22 protein-coding genes are annotated in these 16,212 nt (G+C 61.5%); 7 read left to right on the plus strand and 15 right to left on the minus strand.

What is annotated here, in order from left to right:
* Window positions 1-7 precede the first annotated feature (7 nt).
* The 12 genes from secY to ELS24_RS30305 all read right to left on the minus strand — a co-directional run bounded on the left by secY (window position 8) and on the right by ELS24_RS30305 (window position 6,563).
* The gene (gene secY / locus ELS24_RS30250) at window positions 8-1,333 is read right to left on the minus strand and encodes a preprotein translocase subunit SecY (RefSeq protein WP_050448298.1); all 1,326 of its coding nucleotides are present in this window, start codon (window positions 1,331-1,333) and stop codon (window positions 8-10) included.
* Window positions 1,334-1,347: 14 nt separating this feature from the next.
* On the minus strand, window positions 1,348-1,788 hold the full coding sequence (gene rplO, locus ELS24_RS30255; RefSeq protein WP_006216519.1) for a 50S ribosomal protein L15: 441 nt from the start codon (window positions 1,786-1,788) through the stop codon (window positions 1,348-1,350).
* A 9-nt stretch (window positions 1,789-1,797) separates the two neighbouring features.
* Window positions 1,798-1,983 carry a 50S ribosomal protein L30 gene (gene rpmD, locus ELS24_RS30260; protein WP_006216520.1) on the minus strand — a complete coding sequence of 62 codons (186 nt, stop codon included), beginning with the start codon at window positions 1,981-1,983 and terminating at the stop codon, window positions 1,798-1,800.
* 3 nt (window positions 1,984-1,986) lie between these two features.
* Window positions 1,987-2,508, minus strand: coding sequence for a 30S ribosomal protein S5 (gene rpsE / locus ELS24_RS30265; RefSeq protein ID WP_006216521.1), 522 nt, complete (start codon window positions 2,506-2,508; stop codon window positions 1,987-1,989).
* A 15-nt stretch (window positions 2,509-2,523) separates the two neighbouring features.
* Window positions 2,524-2,889, minus strand: a complete 366-nt coding sequence (gene rplR, locus ELS24_RS30270; protein WP_006227039.1) for a 50S ribosomal protein L18 — start codon at window positions 2,887-2,889, stop codon at window positions 2,524-2,526.
* Window positions 2,890-2,910: 21 nt separating this feature from the next.
* Window positions 2,911-3,444, minus strand: a complete 534-nt coding sequence (gene rplF, locus ELS24_RS30275; RefSeq protein ID WP_050448297.1) for a 50S ribosomal protein L6 — start codon at window positions 3,442-3,444, stop codon at window positions 2,911-2,913.
* Between the two features lie 12 nt (window positions 3,445-3,456).
* Window positions 3,457-3,852: a 30S ribosomal protein S8 gene (gene rpsH / locus ELS24_RS30280; protein ID WP_006216525.1), complete on the minus strand. Its 396-nt coding sequence runs from the start codon at window positions 3,850-3,852 to the stop codon at window positions 3,457-3,459.
* A 10-nt stretch (window positions 3,853-3,862) separates the two neighbouring features.
* Window positions 3,863-4,168: a 30S ribosomal protein S14 gene (gene rpsN / locus ELS24_RS30285; protein WP_006216527.1), complete on the minus strand. Its 306-nt coding sequence runs from the start codon at window positions 4,166-4,168 to the stop codon at window positions 3,863-3,865.
* 12 nt (window positions 4,169-4,180) lie between these two features.
* A complete protein-coding gene (rplE, locus tag ELS24_RS30290; protein ID WP_006216529.1) occupies window positions 4,181-4,720 on the minus strand; it encodes a 50S ribosomal protein L5 in 540 nt (179 codons plus the stop codon).
* A 12-nt stretch (window positions 4,721-4,732) separates the two neighbouring features.
* Window positions 4,733-5,053: a 50S ribosomal protein L24 gene (gene rplX / locus ELS24_RS30295; protein ID WP_006216530.1), complete on the minus strand. Its 321-nt coding sequence runs from the start codon at window positions 5,051-5,053 to the stop codon at window positions 4,733-4,735.
* 11 nt (window positions 5,054-5,064) lie between these two features.
* Window positions 5,065-5,433 carry a 50S ribosomal protein L14 gene (rplN, locus tag ELS24_RS30300; protein ID WP_046807446.1) on the minus strand — a complete coding sequence of 123 codons (369 nt, stop codon included), beginning with the start codon at window positions 5,431-5,433 and terminating at the stop codon, window positions 5,065-5,067.
* Window positions 5,434-5,807: 374 nt separating this feature from the next.
* A complete protein-coding gene (locus ELS24_RS30305; protein ID WP_050448341.1) occupies window positions 5,808-6,563 on the minus strand; it encodes an aspartyl/asparaginyl beta-hydroxylase domain-containing protein in 756 nt (251 codons plus the stop codon).
* Between the two features lie 192 nt (window positions 6,564-6,755).
* Here ELS24_RS30305 and ELS24_RS30310 point away from each other — a divergent pair, with 192 nt between their 5' ends.
* Window positions 6,756-8,183, plus strand: coding sequence for an NAD-dependent succinate-semialdehyde dehydrogenase (locus tag ELS24_RS30310; RefSeq protein WP_046807447.1), 1,428 nt, complete (start codon window positions 6,756-6,758; stop codon window positions 8,181-8,183).
* Window positions 8,184-8,231: 48 nt separating this feature from the next.
* On the opposite strand, the gene ELS24_RS30315 is transcribed toward ELS24_RS30310, so the two are convergent.
* Window positions 8,232-9,191 carry a helix-turn-helix domain-containing protein gene (locus tag ELS24_RS30315; RefSeq protein WP_127186180.1) on the minus strand — a complete coding sequence of 320 codons (960 nt, stop codon included), beginning with the start codon at window positions 9,189-9,191 and terminating at the stop codon, window positions 8,232-8,234.
* Between the two features lie 161 nt (window positions 9,192-9,352).
* Between ELS24_RS30315 and ELS24_RS30320 the strand changes: the two genes are divergently transcribed.
* Genes ELS24_RS30320 through ELS24_RS30345 form a run of 6 tightly spaced genes read left to right on the plus strand, consistent with a single transcriptional unit; the run spans window position 9,353 to window position 15,058 of the window.
* Complete coding sequence (locus ELS24_RS30320; RefSeq protein ID WP_428839674.1) at window positions 9,353-10,252, plus strand: alpha/beta fold hydrolase; 900 nt, start codon at window positions 9,353-9,355, stop codon at window positions 10,250-10,252.
* A 13-nt stretch (window positions 10,253-10,265) separates the two neighbouring features.
* A complete protein-coding gene (locus ELS24_RS30325; protein WP_127186181.1) occupies window positions 10,266-11,438 on the plus strand; it encodes a substrate-binding domain-containing protein in 1,173 nt (390 codons plus the stop codon).
* A 15-nt stretch (window positions 11,439-11,453) separates the two neighbouring features.
* Window positions 11,454-12,224 (plus strand): ABC transporter ATP-binding protein, encoded by a 771-nt coding sequence (locus ELS24_RS30330; RefSeq protein ID WP_127186182.1) that lies wholly within the window; start codon window positions 11,454-11,456, stop codon window positions 12,222-12,224.
* Complete coding sequence (locus ELS24_RS30335; protein WP_127186183.1) at window positions 12,221-12,973, plus strand: ABC transporter ATP-binding protein; 753 nt, start codon at window positions 12,221-12,223, stop codon at window positions 12,971-12,973. The genes ELS24_RS30330 and ELS24_RS30335 overlap by 4 nt, the downstream gene beginning before the upstream one ends.
* Window positions 12,970-13,980, plus strand: a complete 1,011-nt coding sequence (locus tag ELS24_RS30340) for a branched-chain amino acid ABC transporter permease (protein WP_127186184.1) — start codon at window positions 12,970-12,972, stop codon at window positions 13,978-13,980. The genes ELS24_RS30335 and ELS24_RS30340 overlap by 4 nt, the downstream gene beginning before the upstream one ends.
* Before the next feature lie 10 nt (window positions 13,981-13,990).
* The gene (locus ELS24_RS30345) at window positions 13,991-15,058 is read left to right on the plus strand and encodes a branched-chain amino acid ABC transporter permease (RefSeq protein WP_127186185.1); all 1,068 of its coding nucleotides are present in this window, start codon (window positions 13,991-13,993) and stop codon (window positions 15,056-15,058) included.
* A gap of 58 nt (window positions 15,059-15,116) precedes the next feature.
* Here ELS24_RS30345 and ELS24_RS30350 read toward each other — a convergent pair whose 3' ends face one another.
* Together ELS24_RS30350 and ELS24_RS30355 are read right to left on the minus strand one after the other, a co-directional pair.
* Entirely contained in the window at window positions 15,117-15,560 is a 444-nt protein-coding gene (locus ELS24_RS30350; protein WP_050448290.1) for a hypothetical protein, read from the minus strand.
* Between the two features lie 154 nt (window positions 15,561-15,714).
* A complete protein-coding gene (locus ELS24_RS30355) occupies window positions 15,715-16,200 on the minus strand; it encodes a hypothetical protein (protein ID WP_230693712.1) in 486 nt (161 codons plus the stop codon).
* Window positions 16,201-16,212: the final 12 nt, after the last annotated feature.

A 16,212-nucleotide genomic window follows, 5' to 3' on the forward strand; every position in this document is an offset into this window, starting at 1 on the left:
CTTTTGCTTACCGCATCGGCAAACCCGCGCCCTTGAAGTTGGCCTTCTTGAGCAACGAGTCGTACTGGTGAGACATCATGTAGGCCTGAACCTGTGCCATGAAATCCATCGTCACCACCACAATAATCAACAGAGACGTACCACCGAAGTAGAAGGGAACGTTCCAGCGCATCACCAAGAATTCAGGCAACAGGCACACCAAAGTGATGTACAAGGCACCCGCCAGCGTCAGACGCATCAGGATCTTGTCGATGTAGCGCGCCGTTTGCTCGCCCGGACGAATACCCGGAACAAACGCACCACTCTTCTTCAGGTTGTCCGCCGTTTCGCGGCTGTTGAACACCAGAGCCGTGTAGAAAAAGCAGAAGAAAATAATCGCGACGGAGTACAGCGTGATGTAGAGCGGTTGACGAGGCGACAGGGCCGCAGCCAGGTCACTAAGCCAGCGCATGTTCTCACTGCTGGAGAACCAGCTCGTGATCGTGGCCGGGAACAGAATGATCGACGATGCGAAAATCGGCGGAATCACCCCTGCCATGTTCAGCTTCAGCGGCAAATGCGAGCTTTGACCACCGTAGACCTTGTTGCCGACCTGACGCTTGGCGTAGTTCACCGTGATCTTGCGCTGTCCGCGTTCCACGAACACCACAAAAGCGGTAACCAGCACCACCAGAGCCACAATGAACAGTGCCGAAAGCACGGACATCGCGTTGGTGCGGACCAGGTCCAACAGTGCAGCCAGCGCCGCGGGCAGACCCGCAACGATACCTGCGAAGATCAGGATGGAAATCCCGTTGCCCAGACCGCGTTCCGTGATCTGTTCACCCAGCCACATGACGAACATGGTGCCGGTGACCAAAGTCACAATGGTCGTGAAGCGAAACAGCATACCCGGATCGATCACCAGTCCCTGTTGGGACTCCAACGCTACCGAAATGCCCACTGCTTGCACCAGCGCCAGCACGACTGTGCCGTAGCGGGTGTATTGGGTAATCTTCCGACGACCGGCTTCGCCCTCTTTCTTGAGCGCTTCCAGCGACGGCACCACCACCGACATCAACTGCATGATGATGGATGCCGAAATGTACGGCATGATCCCCAGGGCAAAAATCGAGAAACGCGAGAGCGCCCCACCCGAGAACATGTTGAACAGGCCCAGGATCCCGCCCTGGTTCTGACGGAACAAGTCCGCCAGCGCATCCGGATTAATACCCGGTACGGGGATGTGTGTACCCAAACGGTAAACCACCAGAGCGAGCACCAGGAACACAAGACGGCGCTTCAAATCACCGTACCGTGCTCCGGTTTTGCCCAATGCCTGCGCGTTAGCCACTCGTCACCTCATGATCAAGCAAGCGAGCCGCCCGCGCCTTCGATGGCGGCGCGAGCGCCGGCCGTCGCGGTAATGCCCTTGAGCACGACCTTGCGCGAGAGTTCACCCGACTTGATGACCTTGGCGTAACGAACCGCCTGGCCAATCACGCCAGCCGCCTTGAGCACTTGCACATCGATTTCGTCGATGGGCAGGGCTTGCAGGTCCGACAGACGGACTTCGGCGTACAGGTGTTGACCGAGCGGGGTGAAACCACGCTTGGGCAGACGACGCTGCAGCGGCATTTGACCGCCTTCGAAGCCAACCTTATGGAAACCGCCCGAGCGCGACTTCTGACCCTTGTGGCCACGGCCGGCGGTTTTACCCAGACCCGAACCGATACCACGGCCGACGCGGCGCTTGGCGTGCTTGCTGCCCTCAGCGGGCTTCAGCGAATTAAGTTGCATATCCGACATGGTGATTCCTTAGGCTTCCGAGACGGAAACGAGATAATCCACCTTACGGATCATCCCACGCACCTCGGGCGTATCGACCAACACGCGGCTGCTGTTGATACGGCCCAAGCCCAAACCGCGAACCGTGTCACGGTGCGATTGCTTGGTACCGATCACGGAGCGCACGAGGGTCACTTTGATCTGCTTCTGAGCCATGATTTACCCCAGGATTTCTTCGACCGACTTGCCGCGCTTGGCAGCAACATCGGCCGGGGTCAGGGAAGCGCGCAGACCATTCAACGTGGCGCGAACCATGTTGTAGGGGTTGCTCGAGCCCAGGCTCTTGGCAACCACGTTACGCACACCCATCACTTCAAAAATAGCGCGCATCGGGCCGCCGGCGATAACGCCAGTACCTTCAGCAGCCGGCGAGATCAGCACGGTAGCGGCGCCATGCTTGCCAACCACGGTGTGGTGCAGCGTGCCGTTCTTCAGGGCAACCTTGAACATGCCGCGGCGGGCCTGTTCCATTGCCTTCTGGACGGACACCGGCACTTCACGCGCCTTGCCCTTACCCATGCCGACGCGACCATCGCCATCGCCAACCACGGTCAGCGCGGCAAAGCTCATGGTGCGACCACCCTTGACCACTTTGCTCACGCGGTTGACCGCGATCATCTTTTCGCGGAGGCCGTCATCGTTCTCTTTTTCCGCGGCGTTCTTGCCTTGTACTTTAGCCATTTGACAGATCCTCGCTTAGAACTTCAGGCCGGCTTCACGCGCGGCATCGGCCAGCGCTTTCACGCGGCCATGGTAACGAAAGCCCGAGCGATCGAAAGCGACCAGTTCAATACCGGCAGCCTTGGCCTTTTCGGCCACGCGCTTGCCAACCAGCGTCGCAGCGGCAGTGTTGCCACCCTGACCGGTTTGGCCGGCCAGTTGCGCACGCACTTCGGCTTCCACCGTCGAGGCGCTGACCAGAACGCGATCGCCTTCCGGCGAAATGATGTTGGCGTAGATGTGCTGGTTCGAGCGGAAGACCGAGAGGCGGTGAACGCGCAGCTCGTTGATCTTCCGGCGGGTCGGAACCGCACGACGCAAACGGGAAACTTTTTTGTCCATGATTCGTCCTTGCGTGCGCCGTTATTTCTTCTTGGTTTCTTTGATGACGACGCGTTCGTCCGAGTAACGCACACCCTTGCCCTTGTAGGGTTCGGGTTCGCGGTACGCGCGGATTTCAGCGGCCATCTGACCGACGACTTGCTTGTTGGCGCCCTTGATGACGATTTCCGTCTGGGTGGGGCATTCGGCCTTGATACCGGCCGGCAACTGATGCAAAACGTCGTGCGAGAAACCGAGCTGCAGCTTAACGGCATCGCCTTGGATCGAGGCGCGGTAACCCACGCCAACCAGGGTCAGCTTGCGCTCGAAGCCCTTGCTCACGCCGGTAACCATATTGGCAACCAGAGCGCGCACGGTACCCGACATGGCATTGGCGTGACGAGTTTCGTTGGCGGCGGCAAACGTGAGCTTGCCTTCGTCCATCGCAACCGTGACGTCGCCAGTCAGGGCTTGAGTCAGGGAGCCCAGCGGGCCCTTGACGGTGATCTGATCCTGCTTGATGTCAGCTTCGACACCCTTGGGCAGTTCGACCGGATACTTAGCGATACGTGACATTCGAATTTCTCCTTAGGCCACGTAGCAAAGCACTTCGCCGCCGACGCCGTTGGCGCGAGCCTTACGGTCGGTCATGACGCCGCGCGAGGTCGAAACGATAGCCACGCCCAGGCCGTTCATGACCTGAGGAATGCTGGTACGGCCCTTGTAGATACGCAGACCGGGGCGCGAAACGCGTTCAATGCGCTCGATAACCGGACGACCAGCGTAGTACTTCAGGGTGATCTCGAGCTCAGGCTTGGCCTGGGTGCCCTTGATTTCAAAGCTGTCGATGTAGCCTTCGTCTTTCAGCACAGCGGCAATAGCCGCCTTCAGCTTCGAGGAGGGCATGCTCACCGTAACTTTGTCCACTTGCTGCGCATTGCGAATGCGGGTCAGCATATCGGCGATGGGATCGCTCATGCTCATAATGTATCTCCTACCAGCTGGCCTTGGTGATGCCGGGGATTTCGCCCTTCATCGCCATTTCACGCAGTTTGTGACGCGTCAGGCCGAACTTGCGGAACACACCGCGCGGACGACCGGTGACCACGCAACGGTTACGTTGGCGCGTCGGATTGGCATTGCGCGGCAGCTGTTGCAGCTTGAGCCGAGCTTGGTAACGTTCTTCGTCGGTCTTCGACTGGTCGTCGATGATCGCCTTCAACTCAGCGCGCTTGGCAGCGAACTTGTCAGCCAGCTTGGCGCGCTTGATGTCGCGATTGATGAGGGAAAGTTTAGCCACGTCATCAGCCCCTTAGTTACGGAACGGGAAGCTGAAGGCCGTCAACAGCGCCTTGGCTTCTTCGTCGGTCTTCGCGGAGGTGGTGATGCTGATGTTCAGCCCACGCAGCGCGTCGATCTTGTCGTACTCGATTTCGGGGAAAATGATTTGCTCTTTCACCCCGATGTTGTAGTTGCCACGGCCGTCGAACGCACGACCCGAGATACCACGGAAGTCGCGCACGCGAGGCAGCGCGACCGCAACGAGGCGATCCAGGAATTCGTACATGCGTTGACCACGCAACGTGACCATGCAACCAATCGGGTAGTTTTCGCGGATCTTGAAACCGGCGATAGCCTTCTTGGTCTTCGTCACGACAGGCTTTTGGCCAGCGATCTTGGTCAGGTCCGACACCGCGTGTTCGATAACCTTCTTATCGGACACGGCTTCCGAGACACCCATGTTCAGGGTGATCTTGGTGATGCGCGGCACTTCCATGACGCTCTTGTAGCCAAACTTGGCCTGCAGGTCGCCAGCGACCTTGCTCTTGTAGAAATCTTGCAAACGAGACATGTCTATCGCCCCTTACGCCTTGGCGCCGACAACGGCACCATTGGAACGGAACACGCGGACCTTGCGACCGTCGACTTCTTGAACGCCCACGCGGTCGCCACGACCGGTTGCGGGGTTGAAGAGCGCCACATTCGAGATGTGGATCGGCATGGTCTTTTCGACAATCCCGCCCGGGTTGTTAGCCATCGGGTTGGCTTTCACGTGCTTCTTGGCAACGTTGACACCTTCGACCAGGACGTGGTCGGCATCAACACGCGCCAGCACGGTACCGCGACGCTTCTTGTCGCGGCCGGTCAGGACGATGACTTCGTCGCCTTTACGAATGTTGTTCATCGTAGGGCTCCTTACAGCACTTCCGGGGCCAACGACACGATCTTCATGAACTTCTCGGTACGCAATTCGCGCGTAACGGGTCCGAAGATGCGGGTGCCGATGGGCTCCAGCTTGGCGTTGAGCAATACGGCGGCATTGCCACCGAACTTAATCAGCGAACCGTCTTTACGGCGCACGCCCTTGGCGGTACGAACCACCACGGCATTGTAAATTTCGCCTTTCTTGACGCGTCCGCGCGGAGCCGCATCTTTGACGCTCACCTTGATGATGTCGCCGATACCGGCATAACGGCGCTTGGAGCCACCGAGCACCTTGATGCACATGACATGACGCGCACCAGTGTTATCGGCCACGTCCAGCGTGGTCTGCATTTGGATCATGATTTTTCCTGTTCCAACTTAACTGGAAATACTGTTTTCCCGGGGTTTTCCCCCCGAGGAACTCTGCAATTCCTGCCAGTTTTGGTCCCGTCAGGTCTGCCGCCCTGCTTTTGTGTTGTAGACCTAGAGCTTTCGCTCTACCTCTGCAACGGGTTGGCAACGCAACGACCCTGGGTTGAAATCCTGCGGGTATTCCCCCAACACGACGAATTCAGAAGCTAGCTTTTAGGGCTAAACGTTCCTTAACTCAATCGACAATCTGGGAAAGCTGATCATTCTAGCGTGGTTAATTTTTGAGCGCAAGCACTTTGTTGGAATGACGCACAAAAGACCACGCTCCCCTATAAGGGGAACGGTTTTCGAGCTATCCGCCCCTATTTCTGACGGTAGTAGCCCTTCTCCCAGGCGTCATGATTGGCCTTGCCGCGACGGATTTCATCCGTGAACGGCGCCGCTCTGAGCACCAGGCGATTCAGCCATTTTACCGGAACCCGGCAGGGGCGTTCAAAGTCGACAAACAACACGGCCCGCAGGCCTGGCGTGTCGTTGTGGACCTGATGGGGATAAAGGTCGTCAAACACCACCGCCTGACCTTCCTGCCAGTGGTAGCGTTCGTCCCCGACTTCGATCCAGCACCGTTCGGCAGGTTCCGGTACGACCAGGCCCAAGTGCAGGCGCAGTACGCCGTTGTAGGGGCCAGTGTGCAGCGGGATGCGCTTGCCCGGTTCCAGTATCGAGAAGAACGCGCTTCGAATACCGGGTATGCCCTGCAGGGCGAGGGCGGTCTCCGGGCAGCGCGCCAGGTTGCGCTCGGAACGCAGACCGTAGCCCATGAATACAAACGTCTTCCATTGGTCGTCGGACGTGATCATCCCGACGTCCGGGGATATCTCGTGAAACGCCGGCAGATGCTGACGTTCGGCCAGCAATTCGGTGAGTTCGGCACGGATCGCCGGAGTGCGGGCCTCTAATTCTGGAATCCACGGGAACTGGCTGTTCTGGAAGATCGGCTTGTCGCCCACCAGCGATGCCCGTGCTATCCGGTGGCGCAACCAATCGATAAAGCGAAACAGCAAGCGGGAATACAGACTGGGTTTGTTGCCGGGAAGCGGCGCATCAACGGGTTGCACGATGGGGATGGAATCAGGCTGCGTAAGAGGGCCCCATTGTGTCCAAGCATGCATGGCCTTGCAAGGCTCGGCCCGTGGATTGGCTCCAATCTCGCAATGCGGATTGGACCTCCCCGCCACGCGCAAGCTGGTTTAGACTGGCGTGGGCGATCGCGATCGCACTCCACTTCTATTTCGCAAGGAACGACAGGCATGTATGAACAGTTGGCGCTGTATATCGACGGCGAATTCATCTCCGGCGAGGGTAGGCGCACCCAGGACGTCATCAACCCGGCCACGCTGGAAGTGCTTGGCCAGCTGCCTCACGCCACCGAAGCGGATCTGGACCGTGCGCTAGCCGCCGCCCAGCGCGCGTTCGAATCGTGGAAGAAGTCTTCTCCCATGGATCGTTCCGCCATCCTGCGCAAGGTGGCCACGCTGTCGCGTGAGCGCGCCAAGGAAATCGGCCGCAACATGACCTTGGACCAGGGCAAGCCGCTGGCCGAAGCCGTGGGCGAAGTTACCTCCTGCGCCGAACACGCTGACTGGCACGCCGAAGAATGCCGCCGCATCTACGGCCGCGTGGTCCCGCCCCGCAACCCGGACGTGCGCCAGTTCGTCGTGCGTGAACCCATCGGCGTGTGCGCCGCGTTCACGCCCTGGAACTTCCCGTACAACCAGGCCATCCGCAAGATTGCCGCCGCGCTCGGCGCCGGTTGCACGGTGGTGCTGAAGGGTCCGGAAGATTCGCCCAGCGCCGTCATGGCGATTGCCCGCATGTTCCACGACGCCGGCCTGCCCAAGGGCTGCCTGAACATCGTCTGGGGCGAGCCCGCCAAGATTTCCGACTATCTGATCCGTTCGCCGATCGTGCGCAAGGTGTCGTTCACTGGCTCCGTGCCGGTGGGCAAGCAACTGGCCGCGCTGGCCGGCGCGCACATGAAGCGCGTCACCATGGAATTGGGCGGCCATTCGCCCGTGCTGGTGTTCGACGATGCCGACATCGACCGCGCCGCTGAAATGCTGGCCAAGTTCAAGGTCCGCAACGCCGGTCAGGTTTGCGTGTCACCCACCCGCTTCTACGTGCAGGAAGGCGCCTACGAACAGTTCCTGGCGCGCTTCTCAGACGTGCTGAAGAACATCAAGGTAGGCGACGGCCTGGAAGCCGGTACCGACATGGGCCCGCTGGCGCATGAACGCCGCGTGCCCGCCATGAGCGCCTTCATCGACGACGCCAAGAAGCACGGCGGCAAGGTCGTGGTCGGCGGCGGCCCGCTGGACCGCAAGGGCTTCTTCTTCGCCCCCACGGTCGTGACGGAATTGCCCGACGACTCGATGCTGATGACCGAAGAACCCTTCGGCCCCGTGGCGCCGGTGGTCCGTTTCAAGGACACCGATGAAGTGCTGCGCCGCGCCAACAGCCTGCCGTTCGGCCTGTCGTCGTACGTCTTCACGAACTCGCTGAAGACGGCAACCAAGGTGTCGAACGGCCTGGAAGCCGGCATGGTCAACATCAACCACTTCGGCAGCGCGCTGGCCGAGACGCCGTTCGGTGGCATCAAGGACAGCGGCATCGGCAGCGAAGGCGGCCTGGAAACGTTTGACGGTTACCTCGTCACGAAATTCATCACGCACATCTGATCGGTTTCGACCGTCAGCCAAAAAGCCCCGCAAGGGGCTTTTTTTCGTCTAGCTCCGGGCGCGCATATCGCGCGGCGTGATGCCGAAGCGGCTCTTGAACAGCCGGCTGAAATGCGATGGATGGGTAAACCCAACCTGGTAGGCCAGTTCCGCGATGCCGCGATGGCGATGCCGCGGATCCAGCAACAGCTCGCGGCACTTGTCCAGGCGTTGATCAAAGATGAAGGACTCCACCGACAGGCCCCCTGCCCGCAAAATGCGGTGCAGGTAAGCGACCGACACGCCACAGCCCTGCGCCACCTGCTGCGGCGAGAGCGCGGGGTCCGCCAGGTGCTGCCGGATATACGCCAGCACGCGTTGCCGATGCGCCAAGGTGACGCTGCTATCGGATTCCGAAGCATGCCCCTGCCCCGGCTGCACCAGGAACAGCACGATCAAATCGATCAAGCGTTCGCCAAGCTCGGTCACCTCGGCGTCCGACCAGCTTGCCATGCCTTTGAACAGATGATCCATGTAGCTGGCCAGCATCGCGCCGCGCGGTGAGCCGTCGTCGATGCGCAGCTTGTGAAAAGCACCGATGCGCGAATCCCGCTGCGACAAGGCGCTGCGCGGAAACGACACGCTCAGGCTGCGATAGCCCGAAGAACCTAGCGCCGTTGCCTGATAAGGCAAGCTCTGGTTCATCAGGTACACACAGCCTGGCTCGACCTGAAATTCACGGCCTTGCTGGCGCACGGCAAGCGGGCCAGACAGCGGCAGGCCGAACGTGTAGAACTCCTGATCCAGCCGCGACACGTTTCCCGCCGTTCGCTCCAGCTTCTGTCCCTGGTAGTGCAGGTCATTGAATTGCAGGCTGGCGCGGCGGGCGTAGCGCACGTGTCCAGCGAAATGATCCGGCTTGCCGCGGTGTACCTCGAACGGGCCGAATGCGTCCGCCAAGGCAGCGCGCCATTGCTCACGCCCATCGGCGCCCGCAGTGGCCGAAATGGCGAATTCCGTATCGGGCATGTCTCGGTCTCCTGAATGCGGCGGCAAGCGCAATTTGATCTTGCGTCTACAAGCTCTTGACTCACCCTGCTCTGGGGTGCGCGGCGCATTGTGGATGCGTCTGGCGCAAGTCTATAGTCAGCCCGATAAGCACACAACCTGGACAACCCGGGAGGAGACTCATGGCAAACGCGCCCGCAATGGCCGACCGCCACAAGCCGGTTTCGCGCTATTTGCGCTGCGAGGGCCGTGAACTGCACTACATGGAATGGGGCGCGCCGGATGCGCCCCCCATCGTCATGTGGCACGGCCTGGCCCGTACCGGCCGTGATTTCGACGACCTGGCACAAGCGCTGGCGAACGACTACCGCATCATCTGCCCGGATACGATCGGCCGCGGCCTCTCGCAATGGAGTCCCGACCCGGTGTCTGAATACCGGCTGGATTTCTACGCGCGTCTGGCGCTCGCGCTGGCCGAGGGCCTATCGCTTGCGCGCATGCGTTGGGTCGGCACATCGATGGGCGGCGCAACCGGCATGCACGCCGCCGCCACCACCTTGCGCGACCGTATCTCGCACCTGGTTGTCAACGATATCGGTCCCGAACTGCCCCAACCCGCCATCGACCGCATCCTCGCCTACGCGGGCAACCCGCCCGCGTTCGACACCGTCACCGAACTGGAGGCGTGGCTGCGTGTGGCCTACAAGCCTTACGGCTGGCAGAGCGACGCGCAATGGCGGCGCATGGCCGAGACCTCGGTTCGGCGCCTGCCCGATGGCCGCGTCACGGCGCATTACGACCCCGCCATCGTGGGCCAATTCAAGCACCATCCCGATGACTACAACCGCTGGAGCGGCTACGACACGCTACGCATGCCCTTGCTGCTCTTGCGCGGCGCCGACTCCGACCTGCTGCTGCCAGAAGTCGCCCACGCCATGACGCAACGCGGCCCACGCGCCGCACGCATCGACTTCCCCGACTGCGGCCATGCCCCCGCCTTGAACGTGGCGCCGCAGATCGACGCCATCCGCCAATTCCTTGCCACGCCGGACAATATGGCGGGCGCTCGCGCCCACAGATAACAGGAGACTTCCCATGAATCGCATTTTGCTGGCCGCACTGGCGGCCCTTTGCATGAACTCGGCCGTGGCCGCCAAGGACTTTGTCGTGGCCCATGTCTACGACAAGACCGGGCCGTTGGAAGCCTACGCCAAGCAGACGCAGACCGGCCTGATGCTGGGCTTGGAATACGCCACGCAAGGCACGATGACCGTGGCTGGCCGCAAGATCCGCGTTATCGAAAAAGACAACCAGGGCAAGCCGGACGTCGCCCGCGCGGAGCTGGCCTCGGCCTATGCGGACGACAACGCCGACATCGCCGTCGGCCCGACCTCGTCTGGTGTCGCGCTGGCCATGCTGCCCATCGCTGAAGAATACGAGAAGATCCTGCTGGTCGAACCCGCCGTGGCGGACTCCATCACCGGAGCCAAGTGGAACAAATACATCTTCCGCACCGGCCGCAATTCGTCGCAGGACGCCATCGCCAACGCCGTGGCGTTCGACCAGGCTGGCACGTCCATCGCCATGCTGGCGCAGGACTACGCCTTCGGACGAGACGGCGTGAAAGCCTTCAAGGGCGCGCTGAAGAACGCCAAGATCGTCCACGAGGAATACCTGCCCGCCAACGCCACCGACTTCACTGCGGGCGCACAACGCCTGTTCGATGCGCTGAAGGACAAGCCCGGGCGCAAGATCATCTTCATCCTGTGGGCGGGCGCCGGCAACCCGTTCAAGATCGCGGACCTGGACCCCAAGCGCTTCGGCATCGAAATCGCCACCGGTGGCAACACGCTGGCCGCGATGACGCCGCTGAAGTCCTTGGCCGGCATGGAAGGCGCCACGTACTACTACTACGGCATTCCGAAGAATCCCGTCAACGATTGGCTTGTGGCTGAACACCAGAAGCGCTACGGGCAACCGCCCGACTTCTTTACGGCGGGCGGCATGTCCGCCGGCATCGCGATCGCGGCGGCGCTGAACAAGACTGCGGGCAATTCGGACACGGACACGCTGATCAAGGCCATGGAAGGCATGAGCTTTGATACCCCCAAGGGCAAGATGACCTTCCGCCCCGAAGACCACCAGGCCATGCAGTCGATGTACCACTTCCGCATCAAGAACGATCCGTCGGTGCCATGGGCCGTGCAGGATCTGGTCAAGGAAATCACACCCGACCAGATGAACGTGCCCATTCAGAACAAGCGCTGAAGGTCGACCGCCGCAATGCTTGAAACCCAATCGCTCACCATCCGTTTCGGCGGGCATGTGGCCGTCAACGACGTCAGTTGTGGCTTTGCGCCCGGCACGCTGACGGCCATCGTTGGCCCGAACGGCGCGGGCAAGACCACGTACTTCAATCTGATCTCCGGCCAGTTGCGCGCAAGCACGGGTTCGGTGCGCTTGAATGGGCACGACCTGACCTCGCTATCCGCCCCCGCGCGCATGCATGCGGGGCTGGGTCGCGCGTTTCAGTTGACGCAGTTGTTTCCGCGTCTGTCCGTGCACGAGAACGTACGGCTGGCGCTGCAATCCCGACAGCAAGGCATGAGCTGGCGCCAGATCCGCTTCTGGCGCACCTGGGATGACGACCGGACCCTGCTGGCGCGCGCGGATGAGCTGCTTGAGCGCACCCGCCTGTCGGCACGCCGCGACCAGGCTGCTGCCGACCTGCCGCATGGCGATCAGCGCAAACTGGAAATCGCCATGCTGATCGCGCTGGAGCCACAGGTCTTCATGTTCGATGAGCCCACGGCGGGCATGAGCGTGGACGACGTGCCAGTGGTGCTTGAACTGATCCGAGAGATAAAGAACGACCCGACAAAAACGATACTGCTGGTTGAACACAAGATGGACGTCGTGCGCGAGCTCGCCGACCGCATCGTCGTGCTGCATAACGGCCAGTTGATGGCCGATGGCGAACCCGCCGCCGTCATCGCGTCGCCCATCGTGCAGCAGGCGTACCTGGGTATCGCCCCCACGGAGAAGCCGGCATGAGCGCGCCCCTGCTGCTTGAACTGAAGGACGTGCACACGCACATCGGCGCGTATCACATCCTGCATGGGGTGGACCTTTCGGTACCGGCTTCGGCCGTCACCATGCTGCTGGGCCGCAATGGCGCCGGCAAGACCACCACGCTACGCACCATCATGGGTTTGTGGCGCGCGTCACAAGGTCAGGTGACGTTTGAAGGCGCGCCCATCGGTGGGCCGGCAACGCGCAAGTCACCACCCGACATGGCACGTATGGGCATGGCCTACGTGCCCGAGAACATGGGGATCTTTGCGGACCTGTCCGTGAAAGAAAACATTCTGCTGGCCGCGCGTCAGGCCAAGAACGCGGATCAGCTCGACACGGGCCGGCTGGAATGGATATTCGGATTTTTCCCCGCGCTAAGGAAGTTCTGGCTACACCCTGCCGGCAAGCTGTCAGGCGGACAAAAGCAGATGCTGGCGGTGGCGCGCGCCATCATCGAGCCCCGTCGGCTGCTGCTGATCGACGAGCCCAGCAAGGGCCTCGCGCCCGCCATCATCCAGAACATGATCGACGCCTTTCTTGAACTCAAGCAGGCGTCCACCACCATTTTGCTGGTCGAACAGAACTTCAACTTCGCGCGGCGGGTCGGCGACCATGTCGCCGTCATGGACAACGGCCGCGTCGTCCATGCGGGCGACATGCAGGCGCTGGCGCAAGACGACGCACTACAGACGCGGCTGCTGGGCCTGTCGCTGGGAAGCCATCAATGAGCACGCTGGATATCGATACACCCCTGCCGCGCGACCGTGCGGATCTGCGCCCGGTTCTACTGGTGCTGGCGCTGGCCGCGCTGGCGCTGCCCTTGGTGGGTTCGTTCTCCACCTGGATCACGCTGACGCTGGCCGGCCTAGCGATGGGCATGATCATCTTCATCGTCGCGTCCGGCATGACGCTGGTGTTCGGGCTGATGGACGTCCTGAACTTTGGCCACGGCCTGTTCATCGCCATTGGCGCCTACATGGCCGCGACCGTGCTGGGAGCGATGTCCGACTGGACCCAGACGGGCAGCCTGTGGATCAACCTGGCCGCCGTACTGCCGGCCATGATCGTGGGCATGTTGGTGGCGGGCGCCGTCGGCCTGGCCTTCGAACGTGTGATCGTGCGGCCCGTGTATGGCCAGCATCTGAAGCAGATCCTGATCACGATGGGCGGCATGATCATTGGCGAAGAGATCATCAAGATGATCTGGGGTCCGCAAACCCTGTCGCTACCGCTGCCCGAGGCGCTGCGTGGCGCATTCCTGCTGGGCGATGCGGCCATCGAGAAATTTCGTATCGTTGCCTTGGCGGTCGGCGTGCTGGTGCTGGGTGGCATGCTGTGGCTGCTGAACCGTACCAAGCTGGGGCTGTTGATCCGCGCGGGCGTCGAAGACCGCGAAATGGTCGAGAGCCTGGGCTACCGGATCCGCCATCTGTTCGTGGGCGTATTCGTCGCGGGGTCGATGCTGGCGGGGCTGGGCGGCGTGCTGTGGGGCATGTACCAGCAGTCGATCGTGCCGCAACTGAGTGCGCAGGTGAACGTGCTGATCTTCATCGTCATCATGATCGGAGGCTTGGGTTCGACGGTCGGCTGCCTGATCGGTGCGTTGCTGGTCGGCTTGATGGCCAACTACACGGGCTTCCTGCTTCCCAAGGCGGCCCTGTTCTCGAACATCGCGCTGATGGTCGCCATATTGTTGTGGCGCCCGCAAGGCGTGTATCCGGTCACGAACCGCTAGGAGCCCAGACATGTCATTCCGCCTGCTCTCCGGCGACCCGCCCCGCAGCCCGCTGCTGGCGCTAGCGCTGATTGCCATCGTCGCCTTGCTCGCTACCGCACCCTTCCTCTTTCCCGGCCCCAAGTCGCTGGCGGTGGCCGCCAAGATCCTGGTATTCGTCATCCTGGTTGCCAGCTATGACCTGCTCTTGGGCTACACCGGCATCGTAAGTTTTGCGCACACCATGTTCTTCGGCGTTGGCGCCTATGGTGTGGCGATCGCCAGCATCCGAATGGAACCGGGGTGGACGGCGATATTCGCGGGGGTGGGCGCGGGCCTAGCGGTGTCGCTGGCATTTGCCTTGCTGATCGGCTTGGCCAGCCTGCGGGTGCGCGCCATTTTCTACGCGATGATCACGCTGGCGGTCGCCGCTGCGTTCCAGACGCTGGTGTCGCAACTGTCGGACCTGACAGGCGGCGAAGACGGCCTGAACTTCAAGGTGCCGCAACTGTTGCGGCCGGCGTTCCGGCCCTTCTCCGAACCCGTCTTCGGCGTCACGATCGACGGCCGGATCATCACGTACTACCTGATCGCCGCGGTCTGCGCGGTGTTGTTCCTGATGCTGCTGCGCATCGTCAATTCACCCTTCGGCCGGGTGCTTCAGGCCATTCGCGAAAATCCTTTCCGCGCCGAGGCCATCGGCTATCGCACCGTGCTGTACCGCAGCCTGTCGAACCTGCTTGCCGCCGCGTTCGCCACGCTGGCCGGCGCGCTGTACGCGCTTTGGCTACGCTACAACGGCCCGGACACCACGCTGTCGTTCGAGATCATGCTGAATATCTTGCTGATGCTGGTGATAGGCGGCATGGGGACGATGTATGGCGCGGTGGTGGGCGCCAGCCTGTTCGTGTTCGCGCAAAGCTATCTGCAAGACGGCCTGCAAGTCATCCACGACGCGGTGACGGGCGTTGCGCCATTGGCGCTGCTGTTTGAACCTGACCGCTGGCTGCTATGGCTGGGGATTCTGTTCGTGGTGTCGGTGTATTACTTTCCGACGGGAATTGCGGGGCGATTGAGGGAGTTCGCGCGGCGGCGCTAACACCCAAAAACGCCTGCGCGCGCTGGCATGCCCACCATGCCGCGCGAGGCTTGTCGCCTTACTTCACCTTGCTGCGTATGCGATCCAGGTCGCGGCTCAACTGATCAATCTGCCGCTGCATCGCGCTGAACTGACGCTCGTTTGCGCTGTTGTTGTTGCTGGTACTGCTACTTCGGTTGCTATCGCTTTGCTTACGCTCCAATGCAGCGATTTTTTTCTCCTGATCGTCCACCTTGCGTTGCAGCGCGCGGTTCTCGTTCTTCAGGCCGTCCAATGTACGTGTTTGGTCGCGGACCTCATCCATCGTTCTCTGCAACTCCCGGACTTCCATGCCGGCGCGCGCCCGACTATCGCTCCCAACGACCAGTACGCTGTCGTGGATTGGCCGAGAGATCTCCACATCCTTGAAAACAATGCTCTGAGCGCTTGCAGATGTTGAGAAACCCGCGCCCGCCAACACCATGAAACCTGCAACGCCAAGCTTGCCCGCGGACCTGATCATAATTGCCACTCCTGTGGTCAGAATTGTCAGCGCAATGGTTGCGCTGACAGGCTTTATATCAGGAGCCACGGGGGGGGTGTAACAACGCTTGCGCCGATAATGGCTACGCTGCGTTTCAAAGACGGCAAGGACCAGGCAGCAACCGCAGCGACGGTCACTTTCCGCTTTGACGCAACGTGTCCGCCTCGCGCCGGAGGCTGTCGACGCGCCGCTGCATCTCTTCGATCTTGCCTCGGTCAAGCTGCGAGCCGGCCGGCGTAGGCTGCAAGGGCCGCATCGTCGAACCCGTATTCAGCGGCATCATGGCCGGCGCAGTTCCAGCGGCGCTGGCCGGCTTCTGAGTGAACAGGCGCTCCAGCAATAGCAGTTGATTGCGCTGATTTTCCAGCGTCTGTTCCTGCGAGGCCAACGCCTGCTCGTCGTCGTCATCCGATCCGAATATGGCGGCGTGGTCGCGGGACCCGGGAGGCAGCTTCACGCGAGGCTCGGGCCCGGCGTTCAAGACGTTCTTACCGGCACGGGCGTCATCGGGTGGTGGCGCCGGGCCGTTACCTGCGCCCGCGTCCAACGCTTGCGCGGCGGCGGTACCAGCCAAGCACAAGGCGGCGACAAGCACATAGGCCCGTACGGTACTGCGCATAATGTTCCTGAC

Source organism: Achromobacter spanius, assembly GCF_003994415.1.
Taxonomy (GTDB): Bacteria; Pseudomonadota; Gammaproteobacteria; order Burkholderiales; family Burkholderiaceae_B; genus Achromobacter; species Achromobacter spanius_C.